We start from the raw sequence: 22,901 nt of genomic DNA, 5'->3' as shown, positions 1-22,901 counted from the left end.
GGCAAATACTTTCAACAGATCGTTGAAAAAGCCGGGCGCTGCGCGCAGAATGGGGGCAGCTGGCAGCGCGGGAGGCAGCCCATGTCCTATATCGAAAGCCTGCGGGTCTTTGTCCGGGTTCTGGAACTGGGCAGCATCACCTCGGGCGGGCGCGATCTGCGGCTGACCCCGGCTGTGGCCAGCAAGCGGCTGAAAGAGCTGGAGAAACATCTTGGCGTGCGGCTGTTCAACCGCACCACCCGGTCGATCAACCCCACCGAGGCGGGGCGGGTCTTTTATGACGAGGCGCGTGCGGTGCTGCTGGCGCTGGAAAACGCCGAAGCGCGGGTAGCCAGCTTTTCGCAGGTGCCGCGCGGGGCGATCCGCGTCACCGCGCCCTTGGGGGTCGGGCGCCGGATCGTGGCGCCGCTGGTGCCCGGATTTTCCGACAGATACCCGGAAACCGAGGTGCGGATGCGCCTCTCCGACCGCAAGGTGGATCTGCTGGCGGACGGGCTCGACATCGCGTTTTTTGTCGGCGAGCCGGGCGATTCCAATCTGAAGCTGCGCAAGATCGCCGATTGCGACCGCGTGCTTTGTGCGGCCCCCGACTATCTGGCGCGCGCGGGCACGCCGCGCACGCCCGACGATCTGCTGCAGGCGGTGCATAACTGCCTGCTGCTGCGCTATCCCCGGTCGCCCGAATATTTCTGGACCGTGATGACCCCCGCCGGGCCGCAGAAGCTGGAAGTGCGCGGCAAATATGATGCGGATGACGGCGACGTGCTGACCGACTGGGCGCTGGCGGGCCGGGGCATCGTGAACAAGCCGCGCTTTGACGTGCAGGATCATCTGGCGACGGGGCGTCTGGTCGAGGTGCTGCCCGAGACGCCGCCGCTGCCGACGATCTTCGGCTGTCTTTACCCGCACAAGAAGCTGCAGGATCCGAAGATCCGGCTTTTCGTCGAACATGTCGCGCGGCAGAGCAAGCCGCTTTTTGCCAAAAGGCGGGCCGCCTGACGGGGCGAGCCTTTCAACACTAGTATTACATAATCATCATTACAGGATTCACGCGCAAGGGTCCGGACGGGGAAGGCAAAGCCCTCCCCGCCGCGGGTTTCAGTCTTCGGCAAGGATGCGGGTGATCAGATCCAGCGTCGCCTCGGCGCGGGCCGCGTTGGGATAATTGCGGTTGGCCAGAACGACCACGCCGATCTCTTCCTGCGGGACCATGGCCACATAGGCGCCAAAGCCGTTTGTCGCCCCGGTCTTGTTCAGGAACACCGGCCCGCTGCGCGCTCTGTCGCGGCGGGTGATCGGCTGCGGGGTCAGAGCCATCTCGCTGCTGTTGCCCGCCGCCAGCTGCGCGGCGGTGACGGGCCACGCATAGTCCTCCCAGATCATCGCCTGCGCGTAATGGGCGGTGTCGTAACGGGCCTCGCGCGTGCGGGACAGCGCCGCCTCCACCTCCGGCGACACCGGCCATGCGCCAAGATAGGCGTCCAGAAAGCGCAGCATGTCGGTGACGGAGGATTTGATGCCATAAGCCTCGGCATCCAGCATCCCCGGAGTGACCCGCACCGCGCTGTCGTCCGGCCGGGCATAGCCAAAGGCATAGTCGGGCATCGCCGCGTCCGGCACGGTGACATAGGTGTGGCTCAGGCCAAGCTCCGGCAGCAGGTCCTCGGTCAGCGCCGTCTCGTAATCGCGACCAAAGGCCTCTGCGGTCAGGCGGCCCAGCAGGCCGATGCTCAGGTTGGAATAGGCGCGCAGGCTCTGCGGCTCTGCGGCGGTGGTCCAGCCTGCAAGCCAGTCGGACAGCTCGGCCTCGGTGGTGATCGTGTCCGGCACCTGCAGCGGCAGCCCGCCATTGGCATGTGCGGCCAGATCGTAAAGCGTGATCCAGTCAAAGGCGCTGCCCTGCAGGTCGGGCCGCAGATCCGACACGGCGGCGTCCAGCGACAGCAGGCCACGCTCTGCCGCGAGCCCGGCCAGCGCCACGTTGAACAGCTTGCTGACCGAGCCCAGTTCGAAAAGCGTGTCGGCGGTCACCGGCTGCGCGCCCTCCCGCACGGCCAGCCCACGGGTGAGGACATGGTTTTCGCCCCGGTAGGTGATGCCGATGGCCATGCCGGGGATGTCATGTTCGGTCATCACCGGGCCGAAGACCGCGTCGCCAAGCTGCTGGATCCGCGCGTCGGACAGGGGCGCGGCCAGAGCCGGGGCGGCGCAGACCGCAGCCGCGAGGGTGAACACAAAGGGGGATGTCATGGGTTTGTCGCCTGTCGCTGGGGGCGTGTCGTCACGCCTGACTTGAACTGAATTTGCCTGTCCCTGCCTATCTTGGGGGATTACCCGCTTCAAAAGATCAATTCTTGAGATAGTCTGTAGAAAAACTAATAGGTCGTCATGGATCGCCCGAACCTTCCGCTGAACGCGCTGCGCGCCTTCGAAGCCGCCGCCCGCCATCTGACGCTGACCCATGCGGCGGTGGAGCTTTGCGTGACGCAGGCCGCCCTCAGCCATCAGATCCGCAATCTGGAGGACCGGCTGGGCGTGGCGCTGTTCCGCCGCGTGCCGCGCGGGCTGGTGCTGACCGAGGAGGGTGTGGCGCTGGCCCCCGTGGTGACCGCCGCACTGGACAGCATCGGCGAGACGCTGGACCGGTTTTCCGGGGGCCGGTTTCACGAGGCGCTCAACCTTGGCGTGGTCGGCACCTTCGCGATCGGCTGGCTGATCCCGCGCCTGCCCGAATTCGAGGCCGCGCATCCCGAGGTCGACCTGCGGATCTTCACCAACAACAACCGCGTCACCATCACCGGCGAAGGGCTGGATCTGGCGCTGCGTTTTGGCGACGGGTCTTGGCACGGGCTGGCCTCGGTCAAGGTGATGGAGGCGCCGCTGACGCCGATGTGCGCGCCCGCTCTTGCCGCAGGGCTGGAAGGGGCGGCGGATCTGCGCGGGCTGACGCTGCTGCGCTCTTACCGCAGTTCGGAATGGGAGCGGTGGTTCGAGGAGGTGGGGCTGCCCTGCCCGCCCCTGCGCGGCCCGACGCTGGACAGCTCGCTGGCGCTGGCCGAAATGGCGGCACAGGGTCACGGGGTCGCGATCCTGCCGCACCGGCTCTTCCGGCTCTGGGAGGAGACCGGGCGCCTTGTCCGCCCCTTCGCGCCGGAGGTGGACATGGGCAGCTACTGGCTGACATGGCCGCAGACCCGCAAGGAAACGCAAGGAATGCGCAGCTTCCGCACATGGCTGACAGCGGCGCTGGCCTGAACCGGGCGCCCGGGGTGGTCTGCCCAAGGCTGCGCCAACGCAAGGGCAGAGCCTGCGCGGCAAAACACAGGATGGTGTGGCCCCCGCGCGGCCCCACGCGCGGCAGAAACTCCGCACCCGGCGAACAGCTCTGGCACCGCGGCGCGCGGGGCCGTAAACTGGCGGGATGAAAGATCCTACGAACGATCAGGTTGCGGAACTCGCCGCCGCGCTGGACAGGCTCTCGCGGCGATTCAAGCTGTCGGATGCCAGTCTGGGCGGGCGCCCGCTGGCCGAGATAGACAAGCATATCCTCCAGCATGTGGCGGCCCAGCCCGGCTGCGGGCCCTCGGATGTGGCGCGCGCCTTCGGGATTGCGCTGACGACCATTTCCTCGGCCACGGACCGGCTGGCCAAGCGCGGACTGCTGCAGCGGCTGCGCCCGTCGGATGACCGCCGCGCCGTGGCGCTGCAGCTGACCGACGAGGGCGTCGCCTATGCCGAAGCGCAGCGCGCCGCGCATCAGACCATGTTCCGCGCCATGCTGGACCAGCTTCTGCCAGAGGAACGGCCCGTTTTTATCGGTCTGATCGGGAAAATCTCTTCCTCCGAGGATTGAATAGTCCGAATGTCGTAGTAATATCTCCTTGCATGACGGCTCACCCCAACATCGCAAGGGATGAAGACATGGCCATTTCCATCAACGGCAGAGACGTAGCGCTTCCGGACGACCCGCGCGTGTCGCTGGCCGATCTGCTGCGCGACGACCTGCACCTCACCGGGACCAAGATCGGCTGCAATCAGGGCGGCTGCGGCGCCTGCACCGTGCTGCTGGACGGCGCGCGCGTGCTGTCCTGCCTGACGCTGGCCGTGCAGGCCGAAGGCCGCCGGGTCACCACCATCGAAGGGCTGGCGGAGGCAGACCAGCTTCACCCGCTGCAGGCGGCCTTCATCGCGCAGGACGGGTTTCAGTGCGGTTACTGCACGCCCGGCCAGATCTGCGCCGCCGAGGCGCTGCTGCGCGAACTGGCGGAGGGGTTGCCCAGCTATGTCACCGCTGACATCACGGCCCCTGCCCCGCTTAGCGCCGAGGAAATCCGCGAAAGGATGAGCGGCAATCTCTGCCGCTGCGGCGCCCATCCCGGGATCGTCGCGGCGATCCTGCAGGTGGCAGAGGAGCGCGCGGCATGATCCCCTTCAGCTACAGCCGCGCCGGCACCGCAGAGCAGGCCACCGCCGCCGCCGCATCCGGGCACCGCCTGCTGGGGGGCGGGACCAACCTTGTCGACCTGATGCGCCGGGGGGTGGAGCAGCCGGAGAGGCTGGTCGATGTGACCGGCCTGTCGGATGACATCCGCCCGACGCCGCAGGGCGGGCTGATGATCGGCGGCGCCGTACGCAACGCCGCGCTGGCGGGGCATCCGGCGGTGCGCCGCGAGTATCCGGTGCTGTCGCGCGCGGTGCTTGCCGGGGCCTCGGCGCAGATCCGCAACATGGCGACGGTGGCGGGCAACATCATGCAGCGCACCCGCTGCGCCTATTTCACCGATGCCGCCACCCGTGGCTGCAACAAGCGCAGCCCCGGCAGCGGCTGCGACGCGCAGGGCGGCTTCAGCCGCTATCACGCCATCCTTGGCGGGTCCTCCGCCTGCATCGCCACCCATCCTTCGGACATGTGCGTGGCCCTTGCCGCCTTGGATGCGCAGGTCCACCTTGCCAGTGCCGCCGGTCTGCGGGTGGTGCCGCTGGTGGAATTTCACCGCCTGCCCGGCGATGCGCCGCATCTGGACACCGTCCTGCAGCCCGGCGAGATCATCACCGCCCTTGAACTGCCGCCCCCGCCCGCCGCGATGCGGTCCGCCTATCGCAAGGTGCGGGACCGGGCGAGCTATGCCTTTGCGCTGGTCTCGGTCGCGGCCTGCGTCACGGTCGACCGGGGCACGCTGACCGACATCCGGCTGGCCTTTGGCGGCATCGCGCCCAAGCCATGGCGTGCCCTGCGGGCCGAGGAGGCGCTGCGCGGCACCCCCGCCACGCCGCAGGCCATCGCGGCAGCGCTGGCGCTGGACTTTGCCGAGGCCAAGCCGTTGGACGGAAACGCCTTCAAACTGCCACTTGCCAGCCGCACCGCCATGGCGGTTCTGGCCGATCTGATCGGAGATGCCGCATGAGCCGGGTTCAAAACGCCGTCATCGGCTCCGTCCGCACCGTGGTCGGCTGGCTGCCGGAACGCTGGCTGCCGGGCGGGTCGCCCGATCCGCTGATCGGGCGCCATGGCGAGGTCGGGCGGCAGCTTGGCCATCTCGACGGCCCGCTGAAGGTGACCGGGGCCGCGCGCTTTGCCGCCGAGGTGCCGCTGGAGCAGCTCTGCCATGCCGCGCTGGTCCACAGCCCGGTCGCGCGCGGGCGCATCGCCACGCTCGACACCCGCGCGGCAGAGGCGGCTCCGGGCGTGGTTCTGGTGCTGACGCACCGCACCATGCCGCGTCTGGAGCCCGTGCCGCTGATCAGCATCACCAACATGACGGCGGTCGGCAACAGCGCGCTGCCGATCCTGCAGGATCCCGAAATCCGCTATAACGGGCAGGTCGTGGCGCTTGTCCTTGCCGAGACCCCGCAGCAGGCTGATTTTGCCGCAAGCCTGATCGACATCAGCTATGACGAGGCCCCAGCCCGCACCCGGTTTGAAGCGGCCAAACCGCAGGCGCGCACCCCCGCCTCGATCCTTGTGGAGCGGAACGAAGAAGCGGTCGGCGATGCCGAGGCGGCGCTGCGGCAGTCCGCGTTTCAGGTCGATGCCATTTACACCACCCCCGGCCACAACCACGCCGCCATCGAGCCGCATGCGGTGACCGCAGCCTGGACCGGCGACAGGCTGGTGCTGCATGACGCGACGCAGGCCATCGCCCCAACGGCGGCGGCGCTGGCCAAGCTTTTCGACATCAGGCGCGAGGATGTGCGCGTGCTGTCGCCCTTTGTCGGGGGCGGCTTTGGCGCCAAGGGGTTCTGGGACCATCACGTGCTGGCGGTGGCCGCCGCCCGGCTGGTCCGCCGTCCGGTGCGGCTGGTGCTGAGCCGCGAGGCGGTGTTCCGCATGGTCGGTGGCCGCAGCCCGACCGAACAGCGCGTCGCACTTGCGGCGGAGGCCGGGGGCCGGTTCACGGCGCTGATCCATACCGGCTATTCGGTCATGCCCCCCTATGGCGCCTGCCCCGAGCAGTATACGCTGGGCAGCCGTGCGCTGTATCGGGCGCAGAACGTCCGGTTCGGGCAGAAACATCTCGACCTTGACGTGGTGCCGAACACCTACATGCGCGCGCCGGGCGAGGCCGTGGGCAGCTTTGCGCTGGAAAGCGCCGTGGACGAGCTGGCGCATCAGATGAGCATGGACCCGATCGAGCTGCGGCTGCGCAACGATCCCGAGGTTCACCCGCTCAGCGGCATCCCCTTTTCGCAGCGGGCGCTGGCCGAGGCCTACCGTCAGGGGGCGGAGGCGTTCGGCTGGGCCGCGCGCAACGCCACGCCGCGAACCCGGCGCGAGGGCGAATGGCTGCTGGGGATGGGCTGTGCGACGGGGAGCTTTCCCTATGTCCGGATGCCTGCAGGTGCCGTCCGCATCCGCCTGACCCGTGACGGGCGGGCCAGCGTTGCCTGTTCGGCGCAGGACATGGGCATGGGCACCGCCACGGTGCAGAGCCAGCACGCCGCCGACCGGCTTGGCCTGCCGCTGGCGGCGGTCAGTTTCGAGATGGGGGATTCAGACCTTCCGCCCGCGCCGATGGCCGGGGGATCGGGGCAGACCGTATCGATTGTGGCGGCGGTGGCCGCTGCCGCAACCAAGCTGACCGGCGAACTGCTGCGGCTTGCGGGCAATGCCAGCCCGCTGGCCGGGTTGCGCGCGGGCGAGGTGCGGCTGCAGGAGGGCGGGCTGGTCAGCCTTGCCGATCCCGCGCGCCGCGACAGCTTTGACGCGATCCTGTCCCGGGCGGGGCGCGAGGACATCACGGTGACCGAAAGCGCCGCAGCCCCGCTGGAGATGTTCAAATACGCGATGCAAAGCCAGTCGGCCAATTTCTGCGACCTGCGGGTCAGCGCGGTGACCGGCGAGATCCGCATCACCCGGCTGTTGGGCGTCTTTGACGTGGGCACCATCCTCAACCCCCGCACCGCCGCGAGCCAGCTGCGCGGCGGGATGATCATGGGGCTTGGCATGGCGCTGAGCGAGGAGGTGCTGTTTGACGAGCGCAGCGGGCGGATCATGAATGCGGGCCTTGCCGATTACCACATTCCCGCCCATCTCGACATTCCCGAGATCGATGTGCGCTGGACCGGCATTCCGGACCCCAGATCGCCGCTTGGCGCCCGGGGCATCGGCGAGATCGCCATCACCGGCGTCGCCGCCGCCATCGCCAATGCGGTGTTCAACGCCACCGGAACGCGCCTGCGGGATCTGCCGCTGACGCTGGACAAGCTGCTGGAGGAGGAGGGCGCCTGAGCGCCCTCCCCTGCGCAGGCGCAAGGGAATGCCGCTGCCGGAGCCGGAGCCTCAGGCGACGGCGATGATCGAATAGTCTGGCGTGCCGTCCCAGACGAGATCCCATGACGCCCCGGGCCGGACGTTCTGGATGGCGTGGGGTTCGAAACAGACCAGACAGGTGCCGCCCGGTACGGGCGCGCGCACGGAGGGATAGATCAGCCCGCGCGCGCCCTGCCGCCGCAGATGCTGCGCAAGGCTCTGGCCCTCGGGATAGCCGATCGCGGGGTCGGGATGCAGCGCGGGATGGCCGGGCTCGGCGGTGATGTCCTCGAACCCGCCGATAAAATCCGCCAGCAGTTCCACATAACGGGCGCTGTCCTGCAGGCTGCCGGTATAGGTCAGCTCCCGCGTGCGGTGCCACGCGACTTCGTTGACCGACACCATGACATCCCACGCACAATACCATGCGCCACGCTCTTCGCTGTTGAAGCGGTTGCCGCCCGCCCGGGTATAGGTGAAGGCGGCGTTGACATGGGTGTCGCCATAGATGCGCAGGTCTTGGCTGCGCCGCCGCCATGCCAGTTCGCGCGGGTCAAGATGCGGGTTGCGGCCCCGCTCGGCCTGCAGCCGCCCGCTGGTCATGCCTTCGATTTCGGCAAGGATCGCCAGTTCGTCATCACTGTCGACCAGACCGCGCAGCGCGGGCGGCTTGTGATAGGTCGCGGGCAGCAGGCGGACAAGCCCGCGGTCCGAAATCTGGGTCTGCGTCATGCGCCGCCCCGCAGGGCGTCCAGATAGGTCCGGATCGCGAGGATCTGCGGCAGGCCGCCTTCGATCGCGCTGTCGAGCGGGCGTGCCCCGCCAAAAAGCGGGCCGGTGTTGGGCCGGGTGATCCATGTCCGGGCAAGCGGGTCGGAAAAGTAAAGCTCCAGCGATTTGTAGATTCCCACCACCGCGCTAAGCCGCAGCAGTTGGTCCTTGGTCAGGTCTCCGGAAAAATCGGGCTTTCTGGCGCGCTTCCACGTGCTTTCGGACATGTCCGCCAGCGCCGCCGCCTCTTTCAGGCTCAGCGCCCAAGCCTCGACTATGCGCGCATAGGCCTTGAGCGCGACGGCAGTGATCCGGGCGGAGTCACGGGTTTCGGCGACAAGCTGCATCTTGATCTCCTTTGGGGCAAGCATAGGCCATATGGCCGTAAAGTAAAGTCCATATGACCTGTGCGCGCCAGTTTGAGCCAGCCGCCTCCCACCCCTGCAACGCTCTACGCGACAGCCCTACGGTTGACCGACCCGAACGCGACCCGCTAGGGGCGCAGCGGCAGCCCCGCGCGAAAGGATCGGACATGGCACTCATCATCGGCTTCCTGCTTGTTGCGGCGCTTGGGATTGCGCATCAGTTTGGCCTGCGGGGCGTGCGCGCGCTGAAACCGAACCCGAACGAGGCGCCGCAGCGCGCCATCGCCATCGCGTTTCTGGGGCTGCTGGCGCTGCATATGCTGGAAATCGTGGCCTTTGCCGCGATCTATCGCGGCCTGCTGCACTGGGGCGCGCTTGGCAGCATCGGCACCGGGCAGGAGATGGACTGGGGGCAGCTTGTCTATTTCTCGGGGATGAACTTCGCCACGCTGGGATATACGCAGATCGAAACCAGCGGCCCGATCCGCCTTGTCAGCATGATGCAGTCGCTGGGCGGGTTCATGGTGCTGACATGGTCGGCGACCTTTCTTTACACCGTCAGCGAACGGGCGTGGCGCGAATAGCGCGCCCCCGCGCCGCAGGGTTCCGGAAACCTTCTGCCGGGTTGCGGGTTCACGTCTGGAACAGGTGTCTGGCCGGGCGCGCCCGGCCCCGCCTGCGGAAAGGACGTGAACATGGCCCCAAGAGCGCTTTGGAAAGGTCAGCTGCGCCTGTCGCTGGTGTCGATCCCGGTCGAGATCTACTCTGCCCGCAATTCCGGCGCGCGGGTGTCCTTTCGGCAGATCCACGGGCCGTCCGGCAAGCCGGTGCGCTACCAGAAGACGGTGGAGGGCGTGGGCCCGGTCGACAGCGCCGACATCCTCAAGGGATACGAGACCGACAAGGGCGAGTATATCCTGCTGGACCCGGACGAGATCGACGCCATCAAGCTTGACACCAAAAAGACGCTGGAGCTGGTGCAGTTCGTCGAAAGCTCCGAGATCGCGCCGATCTGGTTCGACCGGCCCTATTACGTCGTGCCCACGGATGAGCTGGCCGAAGATGCCTATCGCGTGGTGCGCGACGCGCTGCGCAAGACCCGCAAATGCGGGCTCGGACAGCTGACCATGCGGGGGCGGGAGCATCTGTGTGCCATCCGGCCCTGCGGCGACGGGCTGCTGATGGAGACGCTGCATTACAAGGAAGACCTGCGCGCGGCGGATCCGATGTTTTCAGGCATCGCCGATGCCGCCTCTGATGACGAGCTGCTGGAGGTCGCGACACAGCTGATCGAAAAGAAGACGGCGCCGTTTGATGCCACCGCGTTTGAGGATCATTATGCCTCGGCGCTGCAGGATCTGATCGACCGCAAGCGCAGATCCCGCAAGACGCCGCGCGCCAAGGCGGATGACAAGGACAAGGGTGGCGAGGGTGAAAACGTCGTCGATCTGATGGATGCGCTGAAGAAAAGCCTCAAGGACAGCCAGGGCGGCGCGCGCCGCAAGAAAGCGTCATGAGATCGCTGGAGACCTATGAGGCGAAGCGCGATTTTGCGGCGACGCCCGAACCCCGCGCCGACCTGGCAGAGGCCGCGGGCACGGAGCTTGCCTTTGTCGTGCAGAAGCATGATGCCAGCCGCCTGCATTACGATTTCCGGCTGGAATGGCAGGGCGTGCTGCTGTCCTGGGCGGTCACCAAGGGGCCTTCGGCGGATCCGGGGCAGAAGCGCCTGTCGGTGCGCACCGAAGATCACCCGCTGGCCTATGGCGCTTTCGAGGGCACCATTCCCGAATCCCAGTATGGCGGTGGCACGGTGATGCTGTGGGACAGCGGCTGGTGGGAGCCGCTTGGCGATCCGGGCGAAGGGCTTGCGGCGGGCAAGCTGAAGTTCCGCCTGCATGGCGCGCGGATGAAGGGCGGCTGGACGCTGGTGCGGATGCGGAGCAAGCCGCGCGAGCGGGCCGAGAACTGGCTGCTGATCAAGGAACGCGACCGCTTTGCCGGGCGCAGTCCGGACGGGCTTACCCGCCGCCACCGGACCAGCGTCACCACCGGGCGCGCCATGCGGGCCATCGCGCAGGCGCAGCCCCCCGCTGAGGCCCGCCATACCAAGCCCGCGCCGCGGTTCCGCGCGGTGCAGCTGGCGACGCTGAAGGAGGCGCCGCCTGCGGGCGAGAGCTGGCAGCACGAAGCGAAGTTCGACGGCTACCGCTGCCTGATCGCGGTCGGAAAGGGCGGCGTGCGGCTTTACACCCGGAACGGCAAGGACTGGTCGGACCGCTTCGGCGTGCTCTGCGCCCCTGCCGCCACCCTGCCCTGCGCGGCGGCGCTGATCGATGGCGAGGTGGTCGCGGGCCATGGCGGTGATTTTGGCGCCCTGCAGGAGGCGCTGAGGTCGGGCGCGCCGCTGACCTATTACGCCTTTGACTGCCTGTCGCTGGACGGTGTCGACCTGACCACCCGACCGCTGTCGGACCGGCGCCGCGCCCTGGAGGGGCTGATGCAGCCGCTGCCCCCGCGCGGCCCCTTGCGGCTGAGTCCGGTGCTGGCGGGGGATGGCGCGGCGGCGCTGGCAGCGGTCTGCGCGGCGGGCGGCGAGGGCGTGGTGTCAAAACGGCTGGACGCGCCCTATCGCGGCGGGCGGAGCGGCAGCTGGATCAAGTCGAAATGTCTGCGCCGCGCCGAATTCGTGGTGGCGGGCTGGTCGCCGTCGGACAAGCGCGGGCGGGCGTTTTCCTCTTTGATCCTTGGCAGTTACGAGGGTGGCGCGCTGGTCTATCGCGGGCGGGTCGGATCGGGCTTTACCGAGCGGGATTTTGAGGCGTTGACGGCGGCCATGGCGCCGCTTTCGCGCAAGACCGCGCCCTTTGGCGGCACCCTGCCGGAAGAGGCACGCGGCGCGCGCTGGATCACCCCCCGGCTGGTGGTGGAGGTGTCCTATGCCGATTTCACCGGCGAGGGCCGTCTGCGCCACGGCGTGTTCCGGGGGCTGCGCGAGGACAAGCCAGCAGAGGAGGTCAGCGCCATGGCTGAAGCCGAAGCCGACAGCGAGACGGAAACCCGCCACATCGCGGGCCTGCGCGTGTCCAGCGCCGGGCGCGTGGTCTATCCCGGGGCGGGCGTCACCAAGGGCGAGGTGGCGCAGTATTATGCCGACATCGCCGACCGGATGCTGCAGCACGCCGCGGACCGGCCCCTGTCGCTGCTGCGCTGTCCCGATGGCATCGGCGCGGAGTGCTTTTTCCAGCGTCACGCCGGCAAGGGCTTTCCCGATGCGGTGAAGCCGGTGCCGATCCGCGAAAAGGACGGCACGACCGCCGATTACATGTATGTGACCACAGCCGAAGGGCTGGTCGGGGCCGCGCAGATGGGGGCGCTGGAGGTCCACCTGTGGGGCGCGCGCCGCGACCGGCTGGAGCGGCCCGACCGGCTGGTCTTTGACCTTGATCCCGACCCGTCGCTGGGATTTGCCGATGTTGTCGCCGCAGCCGGGGAACTGCGTGAGGGTCTGGCGGCGGTGGGGCTCGACAGCGCGCCGATGGTGACGGGCGGCAAGGGTGTGCATGTGGTGGTGCCGCTGCGCCGCGTCGCGGGCTGGGACACCGTGAAGGGCTTCGCGCAGACCTTCGCCCGCATCCTCGCCGAACGCCATCCCGACCGCTATACCGCGACCATGTCCAAGGCCAAGCGCAAGGGCCGCATCTTCATCGACTGGCTGCGCAACGAACGCGGCGCCACCGCCATTGCGCCCTATGCCCTGCGCGCCCGGCCCGGGGCCGCCGTGGCCCTGCCGGTCAGCTGGGCAGAACTGGCCGGTCTGGACCGCGCCGACGGCTTTCACATGGACGATGCGCGGGACCGCCTGTCCTCCCCCTGCCCGCTCTTGACGGCCAAGCCGCATGGCATCGGCGCGGGCGTGGTCGCAGCGCTGGAGGACTGGTCGCAGCGCTAGGCGCGGGATCAGGGCCGCAGCCCGCCTGCGGCGATCGTGTCGCGCAGCAGATCCACCGCCTCGGCCAGCCGCAGGTCGATCTCGTGCAGATACTGCGTCCAGTCGGACAGGTGCCGCAGTTCTTCGGCGCCGTCAGAAATGCCGCGCAGCCCCATCAGCGGAATGCCGAAACGCTGCGCCGCGCGCAGATGGGCAAAGGTTTCCATATCCACCATCTCTTCGGCGATGGCCTCATAGGCGGGACCGCTGACGATATTCGCTCCGGTGGACAGGCTGGCGGCGGCAAGACCGGGAAGCCGGTGCGGCAGGTCGATCCGCGCAGGCAGGTCCAGAAACGGCGTTCGCCCCCGCTCGAACCCCAGCGCCGAGGCATCCATGTCGCGATAGGCCACGGCGGAGACCTGATAGACCTGCCCCTGCTCCAGATGGCGCGAGCCTGCCGATCCCAGCGAGACGATGAGACGCGGCGGCTGCGGCAGCGCCGCCAGCGTCGCGGTCAGCACCACCGCCGCCTCCACCGGGCCGACGCCGGTCATCAGCGGTGTGATCCGGGCGCGCAGCGCCGGGCCATATTCCGCCTCGGCGGCCATCACGAACAGGACCGGCATCCCGGCCACCATTTCTGTGCTCTGCGTCATGATCTCTCCGTTGCTGGTCCGAGGTGACACGCCCCCAAGCGCGCGGTCAAGGCATCCGGGCCGCGGTCCGTGGCGCGGTTCTTCATGTTGACTAGGAAACACGCGCGGGTTAGTTTCCTAGTCAACAAGATGAAGCGAGTCGCGATGCCCCTTTCTGACCTGACCGACCACACCGGATACTGGCTGCGCATGGTGTCCAATGCGGTGTCGCAGGAATTTGCCCGCAAGGTCACGTCAGAGGGGGTGACGGTTGCGGAATGGGCGTTTCTGCGGGCTGTCTATGGCGAGGACGGCACCTCTCCGACCGCGCTGGCGGACAGGATGGGCATGACGCGCGGCGCGATCAGCAAGCTCGCTGACCGGCTGGTGGCGAAAGGGCTGCTGCGCCGCTCGGCCACCGGCGGGCGCGGTCAGAGCCTGACGCTGACGCCGGAAGGGCGGGCGAAGCTGCCCGTGCTGGCGCGGCTCGCCGACGAGAATGACGCCGCGCATTTCGGCGTGCTGACCGCGGAGGAGCGTGACGCGCTTGACCGGATCCTGCGGGCCCTTGCTGAACGCCGGGGCTTGACGAAACCGCCGGTGGACTGACCCGCCGGATCTGCCCCCCCCACACCCCAGACCGAAAGGACCCGCCATGGATGCGGACCGGAGTGCCGTTGCCGAAACCTGCTTGAAGGCCGCCCATGATGGCAGCCTGAGCTTTCCCGACATCATCGGCAGGCTGATCGCCGCCGGATTTGACGGCTACATGGTGGATTACCGCCGCACCAGCCAGACCTTCTATCTGCCCGAGGGCGACAGCCTTGTGCTGGCAATGGACCAGCCGGAGGCGCCGGTCGCGCCGCGCTTTGATGCCGCCGAGATGGCGCGCCTTGTCCGCTGGGCGCAGGCGCAGCCCGACGGTTATAGCTATGCCCGCTTTTCCGAACGGGCCAAGGCTGCGGGCTGCGCGGGCTATCTGGTGTCCTTCCCCGGGCGCCGCGTGGTCTATTTCGGGCGCACCGCCGAAACCCATGTGGAGCTGTTCCCGGACTGACCGCCGCGCGCACGGGATCAGGACGCGCCCGCAAGCGCCGCCTCGATCCCCGCGATGTCGATTTTCTGCATCTGCATCATCGCGGCCTGCGCCCGGGCCGAGGCGGCGGGATCCGGATGCGACAGCGCCGCCATCAGAATCCGCGGGGTGATCTGCCAGCGGTATCCCCAGCGGTCCTTGCACCAGCCGCACATGATCGGGGCGCCGCCATTGCTCAGGATCGCATCCCAGAGCTGGTCGGTCTCGGCCTGACCCTCGGTATAGACCTGCAGCGAATAGGCGTCATTGGGCGGCATCGGCCGCCCGGTGTTCAGCAGCACATAGGGCAGGCCAAGCAGCACCATCTCCACCACCTGCACCGACCCCGGCGCGGCGGTGGGATGGCCTTCGGGGATGCGGATGATCTGGGTGATGGCGCTGTCGGGGAAGGTCGCGGAATAGAACCGCGCCGCCTCCTCGGCGTCGCTGTCGAACCACAGAAAGACGGCGGCTTTCGGCTGGGTCATGGCTTTCTCCTCAGGCCATCCGGGGGCCGATAAGCGCAAAGGCGGCGCCTTGCGGGTCGCGGGCGGCAAGGGTGAATTCGCCGCCGGGGATTTCGCCGGGCGGCGCCAAGAGGCTGCCCCCCTGCGCGGCGATTGCGGCAGCGGCGGCGTCGATGTCGGGGACACGCATGTAAAAGCTCCAGCCCGGCGGCGCCTCCTGCGCCTTCATCACCGCGCCCAGCAGGGTCCGGTGCGGCGGGTTGCGCAGCATGCGGTAGGCGCCCATCGGCCCCATATCGAGGCTGTCCGCGACCTCCCAGCCGAAGCAGCTGCCGTAAAAGGCCAGCGCGCCCTCCGGATCGGGGGTGGCCAGTTCGTTCCACGCGCAATGCCCGTCGCGCGGGGCATCCTGCGCGAAGGACTGGCTGGGCATGTCGACCGCGCCGCGCATGATGTAGAAGGGCAGTCCCTGCGGATCCTGCACAAGCGCCAGCCGCCCGACGCCCTCCATCGTGACCGGCGGCATCAGCACCGCGCCCCCGGCGTGGCGGACGGCCTCGGCGGTGGCGTCCACATCCGAAACCCCGATATAACCCAGCCAGCCGGTCCGGGCACCCGAGGCGCGCATCTGCTGGGTCAGGGGCAGCAGGCCGCAGACGGGCGGGCCGTCTGCCCGGAACAGCTGGTAGCCCTCCGCCGCCGAGGCATCGGCGGGAGACGCGCGCCAGCCCACGATCCGGCTGTAGAACGCCGTCGCGGCGGGGGCATCGTCGGTCATCAGTTCATACCAGATGAAATCGCCGTGTTCGTTGCGCATGATCGGTCCTTCCTGTGGGATCGGGGTCTTGGCCCGGGACGTCAGCCGCCCGCCGGGGCGGAGGGCGGGATCACTTGGCCTGCGCCGCCTCCGGGCCGTTTTCCATGGCGGCGGGGGACATCCAGACCGTTTCCCAGCCATGGCCATCGGGATCGTCGAAGGCGCCGCCATACATGAAGCCCTGATCCTCGATCGGGCGCGTCTCGTGCCCGCCTGCGGCGGCGGCGCGCTGATGGATGCTGTCCACCGCCTCGCGGCTGTCGAAGGACAGACAGAGCAGCGCCCCGCTTTCCGTCTTGGCATCGATGATGCGCTTGGAGGTGAAGGTGGCGTAATAGGCCTGATCGAGCAGCATCACATGGATCGCGTCGGACCAGCGCATCGCGCTGGCCTGTTCGTTGGAAAAGGCCGCGATCTTCTCGAAGCCGATGGCTTCGTAGAAAGCGGTGGCGCGCGCCACATCGGTCACGGGCAGGTTCACGAAAATCAGTCTCGACATGTTGGCCTCCGGGCACGCCACGGTTTCGATATGGACAGGCTAGGCGGAGTCGATTACAAAAAGCAACCATGAAGTTACAAAAAGAAACTGAGCAGGCGAAAACCCCCCATGGCCGCTGGTATGGTGATGCCTGCGGCACGGCCTTCGGGCTGGAAGTCCTTGGCGAGCGCTGGTCGCTGCTGATCGTGCGCGAACTGATGTTCGGGCCGCGCCGCTTCAGCGACATCCGCGCGCAGCTGCCCGGCCTCAGCGCCAAGGTGCTGACCGAGCGGCTGTCGGGGCTGGAGGCGAGCGGCGTGCTGCGCCGTCATGCGGCCCCCGACCCCGCCCCGGCGCAGCTTTACGGGCTGACCGCATGGGGCTACGCCGCCGAGCCCATCATTCAGGATCTGGGACGCTGGGCCGCCGCCTCGCCGCTGCATGACCCGACGCTGCCGCTTTCCCCTGCCGCCTTCATGCTGTCGCTGCGCACCATGCTTGACGGCGGGGCGGCGCGGGCCCTGACGGCGACGGTGGTGTTCGAGATCGACCGCACGCAGTTCACCGCGCGGCTGGCCGGGGGGGGCATGCCGGTGGAGCGGGGCGCTGCGGCCTCGCCCGACCTGCGGATCGAGGCGCCTGCCGCGCCTGCGCTTGCGGCGATGGTCTACGGCAAGGTTCCGCCGGATCAGGCGGGGGTGCGCTGCCTTGGCGATCCGGATCTGCTGCGCCGCTTTGTCGACCTGTTCCACCTGCCCCAGCCCGTCACGGATTGACCGCAGCCCTGCCGCGTGGCCCGCCCTTTGCGGCGGTCACCGTGCCGGGACTGCGGGCGCTGCGGCCGCTGCCAGCGGCGCGGCAGGGCGGGGGCTGCCACAAGAACTTCGCCGCCTCCCCCATAAACCGGGTTGACGGATGTAACTTTTTCTTCTCTGATCGAAGTGCGCAAACGCTTGCATAAACGCCAGCCGTTTTCGCCCGGGAGGGGAGACCCGGCGCGCGGCCAGACGCTGGGCACGGGACTTCGGACCACCAACAACGGAGGAGGAAATATGAAAACTCATGTCACCTTGGGGGCTGCCCTTGTGCTTGCGGTCGGATCGACGGCTGCATGGGCGCAGGAGCGGACCCTGCGCATCGCGACCAGCGTGCCGCAGGATCATTACCTGACGGTCAGCATCGCCGAATTCGCCGATCAGGTCACCGAACGGACCGGCGGCGACATCGCGTTCGAGATTTACCCGGCGCAGTCGCTGGTCACCGACCAGCAGATGGATCAGGCCGTGGCCAGCGGCATCGTCGATATTGGCGTCGGCTCCGCCTCGATCCTTGCCGGGACCATTCCCGCGCTCAACATCTTTGCGGTGCCGTTCTATTTCGACACGCGCGAGAAGCTGGACAATTCCGTCAGCGTCGGCACGCCCATCCGGGACACGCTTGATGCCGAAATCCGCAATGTCGGCCTGAACGCCGTGTTCTGGATTCCCTATGGCGCCATCGCCATGGTGATGCGTGACGATCCGGTGCGCACCCCCGACCAGATGCAGGGCAAGAAGATCCGCAGCTTCGGCGCCACCGTCAGCGAATTCATCGAATCCGTTGGTGCGGCCCCGGTCGTGACCAGCGGGGGCGAGCAGTTCCTTGCGCTGCAGCGCGGGCTGGTCGATGGCGGGCTGACCGGCTGGAGTTCGATCACCGGACGCAGGCTTTATGACGTGGCGCAATATGTGGTCACCACCGACCACATGTATGAAACCCATTTCGCCCTGATGAAGCAGAGCACATGGGAAAGCCTGTCGCCCGAGCATCAGGAGGTCTTCCGCGAGGTTGGTCAGGATCTGGAAGGCAAGCTGCTGGACGAGGTCTTTGCCGTGGTCGACGAGGTCAAGGCGGAGCTGGACGGCAAGATGGAGGTCGTCGAACTGACGCCCGAAGAAAAGGCCGCGTGGAAAGAGGCCACCGCCCCGATCGCCCGGCAGTTTGTCGAAGGCGCCGATCCCGTCTCCGTTACGGTCTTCGAGGAAGCCGAGAAGATCCAGTAACACGCCGCACGGCGCGCCTGCTGCAGCCCTGTCCCCGGCGCCCCCGTGGCTGCCGGGGACCAGCGCGCACCGGGTGCAGCGCGGCTCCCTTCCCTTTTCCAAGCGAGCAGCCCATGCCCACCGACCCCCATTCCCCTCCCACCGGTCCGCACCCGCGACTTTTGCGCATGTGCGAACGGGTGTCCCACACCGCCGGCGAGATCGGATCGTGGATCTATTTCATCATCGGCGTCTGCGTGGTCTACGAAGTGGTCTCGCGCTACGTGTTCAACAGCCCGACCCATTGGGTCGAAGAGATGTCGCGGCTCGGCATGGTCTGGGGCACGTTCCTGATCCTCGCCACCTGCCTCAGCCGCCGTCAGCTGATCACCATCACCATCGTCTCCCAAGCGCTTGGCCCGCGGGCGCGCTTCATGCAAGAGCTTGTGATCTTTGTGCTTTTCACGCTGCTGGCAGGGGTGATCGCGTGGTACGGCATCGAGTCGATGATCCAGACCATCTCGGTCAACCGGCGCACCAACACCACGCTGTCGCTGCCCTACTGGATCTTCTACCTGCCGATCGTTCTGGGCTTCGTGCTGTTCCTGCTGCAGGCGCTGGCCGAAATCGGGGCGATGCTGCTGACCGGCCACCGTCTCAAGCCCGGCTTCGGCCAAGAGGAAATCTGACATGCAGACCGTCGCCATTCTTACGGCCCTGTTCGCCTGCCTTTTTGCCGGTGTGCCGGTGGGGCTTGCGCTGACCCTGATGGGGGCCGCGCTCTATCTCTTCAAGGGCATCCCGCTGGCGGGCATCCCGGAGGAATTTCTGGGATCTTTCAACAGCTTCATCCTGCTTGCCGTGCCGATCTTCCTGCTGACCTCGAACATCCTGCTGCGGGCGGGCGTGGCGCGCGATCTGTTCGACGCGGTGCAGCGCTGGGTCGGCGGCATCCGGGGCGGCGTTGCTGTCTCCACCATCCTCAGCTGTGCGATCTTCGCCGCGATCTCGGGCTCGTCCGTGGCCGTGGCGGCGATGATCGGCACCGTCGCCATTCCCGAAATGACCCGCCGCGGCTACAACCAGCGCTTTGTCATGGGCACGCTGGCGGCAGGGGCGACGCTGGGCATCCTGATCCCGCCCTCCATTCCGCTCATCGTCTATGCCGCCGTCACCGAACAGTCGACCGCCGCCATGTTCTTGGCCGGTGTGGGGCCGGGCATCGTTCTGGTGGGCGCCTTTCTGGTCTATTGCGTGATCAAGTCCTTCATGGGCGGCGCGCCGGTGCACGAGGATTCCGCCGCCGAACTGGGCTCGCGCTGGCGCGTCTCGCTCAAGGCGCTGCCCACCGTGGCCATCGCGCTGACCATGATCGGCGGCATCTATGCGGGCATCTTCACGCCGACGGAATCCGCCGCCGTGGGGCTTGCGATGACGGTGATCTACGTGATGTTCCTGCGCCGGTCGCTGGACATGCGCGGCCTGCGCGGTGCTGTGGTCCAGTCGGGGACCACCACGGCGAACCTGCTGCTGATCGTGGGGGGCGCCAATGTCTTTGGCAAGGCGATCCTGCTTTACCGGATTCCCTTCGACATCTCGACATGGATCGCCGCCAACATCACCTCGGCGGGCATGTTCATCCTTGTGGTCATGCTGCTGCTGATCGTGCTGGGGCTGTTCCTTGAAGGGATCGCGATGATCCTCATCGTTCTGCCGGTCCTGCTGCCCTCGCTTGGCGTGCATGGCATCGACCCGATCTGGTTCGGCATCTTCTTCGTGCTGATGATCGAACTGGCGCTGATCTCGCCCCCGGTGGGGATGAACCTCTTCGTCATCCAGTCCGTGGCCCGCGCCGATCTAAAGGAGGTGATCCTTGGCGTCGTGCCCTATGCGCTGATCATGCTGGCCATGGTGGGGGTGCTTTACGCCTTCCCGGCCATCGTGCTCTGGCTGCCTTTCGCCAGCTGAGCCTGCGCGCGCGCTACCCGCTGGCGCGCGCGATCAGCCTGCCGCGAAGGGTGACCACCTCTTCCGGCAGGCTGCGATCCTCCATCCGCGCCTCCACCATCTGGAAGGCGCGGCGCAGCATCAGCGTCAGCGGCTGTTCGATGGTCGTCAGGTCATAGATGCGCCGCGCCGCCTGCGGCAGCCCGTCAAAGCCCACCACCGCCACATCCTCTGGCACGCGCAGGCCGTTCAGCCGCAGCCCGTCCATCAGCCCCATGGCCATGATGTCGCTGAGGGCGAAAAACGCATCCGGACGCTGGCTGTCGGGCAGTCTTGCGATCTCTTCGCCCGCCGCAAACCCGCCGTCATAATTCGACTTGCCGTCATAGCGCAGCATCACCTCCAGCCCCGCCTCGGCCAGCGCCCCGGCGAAGCCCTCCTCGCGGTCGCGCGCGGTGGAGCTGAAATTCGAGGTGCGGATGATGCCGAAGCTGCGCCGCCCCCGGGACAGCAGATGCCGCGCCAGTTCGGCCCCGCCGCCGCGATTGTCGCAGGTCACCGCACAGCCCTGCTGATAGGCGACGCGGTTGACCATCACCAGCGGCACCCGGTTCTCCTCGCAGATGCGCCCCGCCTGCGAGGACAGCATGGCGGAGGAGATCAGGCAGCCATTCACCTGATAGTTCAGCAGCGCCTGCGCCGTGCTTTCCTCGATCGGGCCGGGCCCGGCATGGATGATGAGCAGCCGGAACCCAAGGTCTTCGGCCTGGGCCGTCGCTTCATACAGGATCTGGGCGTAAAACGGGTTGTCCTGCGGGCCAAGCACCAGCCCGTAAAGCCCGTTGCGCCCCGAGGACAGGGTGCGCGCCATGATGTTGGGCGTGTAGCCCGCGCCCTTGGCCAGCGCGAGGATCCGGTCGCGGGTCTTTTTGGAGATGCGGGAATCGCCGCGCAGCGCCCGGGTCACCGTCGACGGCGCGACCCCCGCCAGCTTCGACAGCGTGACCACGGTGGGCCTGCGGGTGCCACCCTCCTCGTCAGAGCGGCTCATCCGGGCAGCCCGGAACTGCCTGCGGGGTGCTGCAAAGCTTTGCGTTTCAAGCGTCTTCTCCCCTCCGGCGATGGCCGCAGCACCGCGCGCGCCGCATTTCGACCGCCAAATCCCATAACCGAGCCTTGACTTTTATACACCAGTCGGATTGCTTGAACACAGTGCGCAAACGTGTGCGCAACTTACGCGGCGCACCGCCGCATTCAAGGGAGGATCAGGACATATGGCCGCGACCGGCAGACAGATGAAGATGGTGGGATTCCTGCAGGCTCAGAACTGCTCGATCGCGCCGGGGTCTTGGCGTCATCCTGCGGGGGCGACCGATTTTCTGACCCCCGACTATTTCCAGCGCGTGGGCCGGGTTCTGGAGGAGGGCAAGTTCCACCTCGCGTTTTTTGACGACCGGCTGGCCATGCCCGACATCTACAACGACGACCACCGCGAGGCGGTGGAAAACGGCGTGCGCGTGGTCAAGATGGATCCGGTGTCGATCATCACCGCCATCGGCATGGCCACCAGCCGCATCGGGCTGGGGATCACCTATTCCACCACCTATTACGAACCCTTCCACGTCGCGCGGCTGTTCGGCACGCTGGATCTGATGACCGGGGGCCGCGCCGCATGGAACGTCGTGACCTCGCTCAACGACAGCGAGGCGGCGAATTTCGGGCGCGCGGGCCATCTGGCCCATGCCGAACGCTATGACCGCGCCGACGAGTTTCTGGATGTGGTGACCGGGCTCTGGAACAGCTGGGACGATGACGCCATCGTGCTCGACAAGGAAGGCGGACGCTTCGCCGATCCGGACAAGGTCCGCAGGCTGGATCACAAGGGCAAGTATTTCAGCTGCAAGGGCCCGCTGCCGGTGCCGCGCTCCCCTCAGGGCCAGCCGGTGCTGATTCAGGCAGGCCAAAGCGGGCGCGGGCGCGAATTCGCGGGCAAATGGGGCAACCTGATCTTCGTGGTCTATCCCAACAAGGATCTGGGCCAGAAACAATATGCCGCCGTGAAGGAAGAGGTGGCCAAGGCCGGGCGCAACCCCGACGAGGTGGCGATCTGCCCCGCCTGTTATGTCTGCGTGGGCGAAACCCGCGAGATCGCCGAACAGAAGCGCGATTTCATCCTGAACCTCGCCAAGCCCATCGACGCGCTTTGCCTGCTGTCGGAGGCGCTGAATTTCGACTTCGGCTGCAAGTCGCTGGAGGAAGAATTCACCGAGGAAGAGCTGGCGAAAATCTCGTGGACCGGGTTCCGCGAGCGGGTCGTGGCGCTGAGCGGCAAGGAGAACCCCACCGTCGGCGATTTTGTCGAATTCTCGAAGCGCGGCACCATCGCGGAATTTCCCATCTTCTGCGGCACGCCCACTGAAGTCGCCGACCAGATGCAGGACTGGTTCGAGGCCCGCGCCTGCGACGGTTTCGTGCTGGCCGCCACCCACACCCCCGGCGCGTTCGAGGATTTCACCCGCTTCGTGGTGCCCGAACTTCAGCGCCGCGGCGTCTACCACAAGGACTACGCCGGCACGACGCTGCGCGAAAATCTTGGACTTCCGGCGCTCTGAGCCCCGGACCGCGTTGCAGGAGGAGACAA

The 22,901-nt window shown here is 67.5% G+C and carries 24 protein-coding genes; 16 read left to right on the top strand and 8 right to left on the bottom strand.

Translation table 11 applies throughout. The features are described 5' to 3' along the window. The first annotated feature begins 81 nt into the window (after nucleotides 1-81). Nucleotides 82-999, top strand: coding sequence for a LysR family transcriptional regulator (locus BLR51_RS05845; protein WP_089844915.1), 918 nt, complete (start codon nucleotides 82-84; stop codon nucleotides 997-999). A gap of 99 nt (nucleotides 1,000-1,098) precedes the next feature. On the opposite strand, the gene ampC is transcribed toward BLR51_RS05845, so the two are convergent. Continuing rightward, a complete protein-coding gene (ampC, locus tag BLR51_RS05840; protein WP_089844913.1) occupies nucleotides 1,099-2,250 on the bottom strand; it encodes a class C beta-lactamase in 1,152 nt (383 codons plus the stop codon). A 138-nt stretch (nucleotides 2,251-2,388) separates the two neighbouring features. On the opposite strand from ampC, the gene BLR51_RS05835 reads away from it, so the two are divergent. The 5 genes from BLR51_RS05835 (at nucleotide 2,389) to BLR51_RS05815 (ending at nucleotide 7,729) form a co-directional block, all read left to right on the top strand. Then, entirely contained in the window at nucleotides 2,389-3,255 is an 867-nt protein-coding gene (locus tag BLR51_RS05835; RefSeq protein WP_089844912.1) for a LysR family transcriptional regulator, read from the top strand. 166 nt (nucleotides 3,256-3,421) lie between these two features. Next, nucleotides 3,422-3,853: a MarR family winged helix-turn-helix transcriptional regulator gene (locus BLR51_RS05830; protein WP_089844910.1), complete on the top strand. Its 432-nt coding sequence runs from the start codon at nucleotides 3,422-3,424 to the stop codon at nucleotides 3,851-3,853. Nucleotides 3,854-3,921: 68 nt separating this feature from the next. Next, nucleotides 3,922-4,425 (top strand): (2Fe-2S)-binding protein, encoded by a 504-nt coding sequence (locus BLR51_RS05825; protein WP_089844909.1) that lies wholly within the window; start codon nucleotides 3,922-3,924, stop codon nucleotides 4,423-4,425. After that, complete coding sequence (locus tag BLR51_RS05820) at nucleotides 4,422-5,405, top strand: FAD binding domain-containing protein (protein WP_089844907.1); 984 nt, start codon at nucleotides 4,422-4,424, stop codon at nucleotides 5,403-5,405. The genes BLR51_RS05825 and BLR51_RS05820 overlap by 4 nt, the downstream gene beginning before the upstream one ends. Then, nucleotides 5,402-7,729 (top strand): xanthine dehydrogenase family protein molybdopterin-binding subunit, encoded by a 2,328-nt coding sequence (locus tag BLR51_RS05815; protein WP_089844905.1) that lies wholly within the window; start codon nucleotides 5,402-5,404, stop codon nucleotides 7,727-7,729. The genes BLR51_RS05820 and BLR51_RS05815 overlap by 4 nt, the downstream gene beginning before the upstream one ends. A gap of 51 nt (nucleotides 7,730-7,780) precedes the next feature. On the opposite strand, the gene BLR51_RS05810 is transcribed toward BLR51_RS05815, so the two are convergent. Together BLR51_RS05810 and BLR51_RS05805 are read right to left on the bottom strand one after the other, a co-directional pair. Then, nucleotides 7,781-8,482, bottom strand: a complete 702-nt coding sequence (locus tag BLR51_RS05810; RefSeq protein WP_089844903.1) for an RES family NAD+ phosphorylase — start codon at nucleotides 8,480-8,482, stop codon at nucleotides 7,781-7,783. Continuing rightward, complete coding sequence (locus tag BLR51_RS05805) at nucleotides 8,479-8,868, bottom strand: MbcA/ParS/Xre antitoxin family protein (protein WP_089844901.1); 390 nt, start codon at nucleotides 8,866-8,868, stop codon at nucleotides 8,479-8,481. The genes BLR51_RS05810 and BLR51_RS05805 overlap by 4 nt, the downstream gene beginning before the upstream one ends. 185 nt (nucleotides 8,869-9,053) lie before the next feature. Here BLR51_RS05805 and BLR51_RS05800 point away from each other — a divergent pair, with 185 nt between their 5' ends. From BLR51_RS05800 to ligD, 3 genes are all read left to right on the top strand, one after another. Then, nucleotides 9,054-9,470, top strand: a complete 417-nt coding sequence (locus BLR51_RS05800) for an ion channel (RefSeq protein WP_089844899.1) — start codon at nucleotides 9,054-9,056, stop codon at nucleotides 9,468-9,470. 111 nt (nucleotides 9,471-9,581) lie between these two features. Continuing rightward, nucleotides 9,582-10,403, top strand: coding sequence for a non-homologous end joining protein Ku (gene ku, locus BLR51_RS05795; RefSeq protein ID WP_089844897.1), 822 nt, complete (start codon nucleotides 9,582-9,584; stop codon nucleotides 10,401-10,403). Continuing rightward, nucleotides 10,400-12,838 carry a DNA ligase D gene (gene ligD / locus BLR51_RS05790; RefSeq protein WP_089844895.1) on the top strand — a complete coding sequence of 813 codons (2,439 nt, stop codon included), beginning with the start codon at nucleotides 10,400-10,402 and terminating at the stop codon, nucleotides 12,836-12,838. Before ku ends, ligD begins: the two co-directional genes overlap by 4 nt. Before the next feature lie 8 nt (nucleotides 12,839-12,846). Here the strand turns inward: ligD and BLR51_RS05785 are convergent, their stop codons facing one another. After that, nucleotides 12,847-13,476, bottom strand: coding sequence for a 5'-methylthioadenosine/S-adenosylhomocysteine nucleosidase (locus tag BLR51_RS05785; protein ID WP_089844894.1), 630 nt, complete (start codon nucleotides 13,474-13,476; stop codon nucleotides 12,847-12,849). Between the two features lie 144 nt (nucleotides 13,477-13,620). On the opposite strand from BLR51_RS05785, the gene BLR51_RS05780 reads away from it, so the two are divergent. Both BLR51_RS05780 and BLR51_RS05775 read left to right on the top strand, forming a co-directional pair. Next, complete coding sequence (locus BLR51_RS05780) at nucleotides 13,621-14,064, top strand: MarR family winged helix-turn-helix transcriptional regulator (RefSeq protein ID WP_207543566.1); 444 nt, start codon at nucleotides 13,621-13,623, stop codon at nucleotides 14,062-14,064. A gap of 46 nt (nucleotides 14,065-14,110) precedes the next feature. Further along, entirely contained in the window at nucleotides 14,111-14,512 is a 402-nt protein-coding gene (locus tag BLR51_RS05775; RefSeq protein WP_089844891.1) for a DUF1398 domain-containing protein, read from the top strand. A 17-nt stretch (nucleotides 14,513-14,529) separates the two neighbouring features. Here the strand turns inward: BLR51_RS05775 and BLR51_RS05770 are convergent, their stop codons facing one another. The 3 genes from BLR51_RS05770 to BLR51_RS05760 form a co-directional block, all read right to left on the bottom strand. Next, nucleotides 14,530-15,018 carry a VOC family protein gene (locus BLR51_RS05770; protein ID WP_089844889.1) on the bottom strand — a complete coding sequence of 163 codons (489 nt, stop codon included), beginning with the start codon at nucleotides 15,016-15,018 and terminating at the stop codon, nucleotides 14,530-14,532. Between the two features lie 10 nt (nucleotides 15,019-15,028). Continuing rightward, nucleotides 15,029-15,814 (bottom strand): VOC family protein, encoded by a 786-nt coding sequence (locus tag BLR51_RS05765; RefSeq protein WP_089844888.1) that lies wholly within the window; start codon nucleotides 15,812-15,814, stop codon nucleotides 15,029-15,031. A 70-nt stretch (nucleotides 15,815-15,884) separates the two neighbouring features. After that, entirely contained in the window at nucleotides 15,885-16,313 is a 429-nt protein-coding gene (locus BLR51_RS05760; RefSeq protein WP_089844886.1) for a VOC family protein, read from the bottom strand. A gap of 68 nt (nucleotides 16,314-16,381) precedes the next feature. On the opposite strand from BLR51_RS05760, the gene BLR51_RS05755 reads away from it, so the two are divergent. From BLR51_RS05755 to BLR51_RS05740, 4 genes are all read left to right on the top strand, one after another. Continuing rightward, entirely contained in the window at nucleotides 16,382-17,068 is a 687-nt protein-coding gene (locus BLR51_RS05755) for a winged helix-turn-helix transcriptional regulator (protein WP_089844884.1), read from the top strand. Between the two features lie 276 nt (nucleotides 17,069-17,344). After that, nucleotides 17,345-18,334, top strand: a complete 990-nt coding sequence (locus BLR51_RS05750) for a TRAP transporter substrate-binding protein (protein ID WP_089844882.1) — start codon at nucleotides 17,345-17,347, stop codon at nucleotides 18,332-18,334. A 179-nt stretch (nucleotides 18,335-18,513) separates the two neighbouring features. After that, a complete protein-coding gene (locus BLR51_RS05745; RefSeq protein WP_165616744.1) occupies nucleotides 18,514-19,002 on the top strand; it encodes a TRAP transporter small permease in 489 nt (162 codons plus the stop codon). A 1-nt stretch (nucleotide 19,003) separates the two neighbouring features. Further along, nucleotides 19,004-20,281, top strand: a complete 1,278-nt coding sequence (locus BLR51_RS05740) for a TRAP transporter large permease (protein WP_089844877.1) — start codon at nucleotides 19,004-19,006, stop codon at nucleotides 20,279-20,281. A 13-nt stretch (nucleotides 20,282-20,294) separates the two neighbouring features. Here the strand turns inward: BLR51_RS05740 and BLR51_RS05735 are convergent, their stop codons facing one another. Continuing rightward, nucleotides 20,295-21,311 (bottom strand): LacI family DNA-binding transcriptional regulator, encoded by a 1,017-nt coding sequence (locus BLR51_RS05735; protein ID WP_089844875.1) that lies wholly within the window; start codon nucleotides 21,309-21,311, stop codon nucleotides 20,295-20,297. Nucleotides 21,312-21,534: 223 nt separating this feature from the next. Between BLR51_RS05735 and BLR51_RS05730 the strand changes: the two genes are divergently transcribed. Then, nucleotides 21,535-22,872 (top strand): LLM class flavin-dependent oxidoreductase, encoded by a 1,338-nt coding sequence (locus BLR51_RS05730; RefSeq protein ID WP_089844874.1) that lies wholly within the window; start codon nucleotides 21,535-21,537, stop codon nucleotides 22,870-22,872. Nucleotides 22,873-22,901 lie beyond the last annotated feature (29 nt).

It is taken from the genome of Salipiger marinus (assembly GCF_900100085.1).
In the GTDB taxonomy this organism is placed as follows: Bacteria; Pseudomonadota; Alphaproteobacteria; order Rhodobacterales; family Rhodobacteraceae; genus Salipiger; species Salipiger marinus.
The sequence above is the reverse complement of the archived record's forward strand: the minus strand, read 5'-3'. Positions and strand labels throughout refer to the sequence as shown.

What these genes read in the sequence shown, in the direction of transcription:
- BLR51_RS05845 (WP_089844915.1), top strand. Translation starts at nt 82, where the DNA reads ATGTCCTATATCGAAAGCCTGCGGGTCTTTGTCCGGGTTCTGGAACTG.
- ampC (WP_089844913.1), bottom strand. Translation starts at nt 2,250, where the DNA reads ATGACATCCCCCTTTGTGTTCACCCTCGCGGCTGCGGTCTGCGCCGCC.
- BLR51_RS05835 (WP_089844912.1), top strand. Translation starts at nt 2,389, where the DNA reads ATGGATCGCCCGAACCTTCCGCTGAACGCGCTGCGCGCCTTCGAAGCC.
- BLR51_RS05830 (WP_089844910.1), top strand. Translation starts at nt 3,422, where the DNA reads ATGAAAGATCCTACGAACGATCAGGTTGCGGAACTCGCCGCCGCGCTG.
- BLR51_RS05825 (WP_089844909.1), top strand. Translation starts at nt 3,922, where the DNA reads ATGGCCATTTCCATCAACGGCAGAGACGTAGCGCTTCCGGACGACCCG.
- BLR51_RS05820 (WP_089844907.1), top strand. Translation starts at nt 4,422, where the DNA reads ATGATCCCCTTCAGCTACAGCCGCGCCGGCACCGCAGAGCAGGCCACC.
- BLR51_RS05815 (WP_089844905.1), top strand. Translation starts at nt 5,402, where the DNA reads ATGAGCCGGGTTCAAAACGCCGTCATCGGCTCCGTCCGCACCGTGGTC.
- BLR51_RS05810 (WP_089844903.1), bottom strand. Translation starts at nt 8,482, where the DNA reads ATGACGCAGACCCAGATTTCGGACCGCGGGCTTGTCCGCCTGCTGCCC.
- BLR51_RS05805 (WP_089844901.1), bottom strand. Translation starts at nt 8,868, where the DNA reads ATGCAGCTTGTCGCCGAAACCCGTGACTCCGCCCGGATCACTGCCGTC.
- BLR51_RS05800 (WP_089844899.1), top strand. Translation starts at nt 9,054, where the DNA reads ATGGCACTCATCATCGGCTTCCTGCTTGTTGCGGCGCTTGGGATTGCG.
- ku (WP_089844897.1), top strand. Translation starts at nt 9,582, where the DNA reads ATGGCCCCAAGAGCGCTTTGGAAAGGTCAGCTGCGCCTGTCGCTGGTG.
- ligD (WP_089844895.1), top strand. Translation starts at nt 10,400, where the DNA reads ATGAGATCGCTGGAGACCTATGAGGCGAAGCGCGATTTTGCGGCGACG.
- BLR51_RS05785 (WP_089844894.1), bottom strand. Translation starts at nt 13,476, where the DNA reads ATGACGCAGAGCACAGAAATGGTGGCCGGGATGCCGGTCCTGTTCGTG.
- BLR51_RS05780 (WP_207543566.1), top strand. Translation starts at nt 13,621, where the DNA reads ATGCCCCTTTCTGACCTGACCGACCACACCGGATACTGGCTGCGCATG.
- BLR51_RS05775 (WP_089844891.1), top strand. Translation starts at nt 14,111, where the DNA reads ATGGATGCGGACCGGAGTGCCGTTGCCGAAACCTGCTTGAAGGCCGCC.
- BLR51_RS05770 (WP_089844889.1), bottom strand. Translation starts at nt 15,018, where the DNA reads ATGACCCAGCCGAAAGCCGCCGTCTTTCTGTGGTTCGACAGCGACGCC.
- BLR51_RS05765 (WP_089844888.1), bottom strand. Translation starts at nt 15,814, where the DNA reads ATGCGCAACGAACACGGCGATTTCATCTGGTATGAACTGATGACCGAC.
- BLR51_RS05760 (WP_089844886.1), bottom strand. Translation starts at nt 16,313, where the DNA reads ATGTCGAGACTGATTTTCGTGAACCTGCCCGTGACCGATGTGGCGCGC.
- BLR51_RS05755 (WP_089844884.1), top strand. Translation starts at nt 16,382, where the DNA reads ATGAAGTTACAAAAAGAAACTGAGCAGGCGAAAACCCCCCATGGCCGC.
- BLR51_RS05750 (WP_089844882.1), top strand. Translation starts at nt 17,345, where the DNA reads ATGAAAACTCATGTCACCTTGGGGGCTGCCCTTGTGCTTGCGGTCGGA.
- BLR51_RS05740 (WP_089844877.1), top strand. Translation starts at nt 19,004, where the DNA reads ATGCAGACCGTCGCCATTCTTACGGCCCTGTTCGCCTGCCTTTTTGCC.
- BLR51_RS05735 (WP_089844875.1), bottom strand. Translation starts at nt 21,311, where the DNA reads ATGAGCCGCTCTGACGAGGAGGGTGGCACCCGCAGGCCCACCGTGGTC.
- BLR51_RS05730 (WP_089844874.1), top strand. Translation starts at nt 21,535, where the DNA reads ATGGCCGCGACCGGCAGACAGATGAAGATGGTGGGATTCCTGCAGGCT.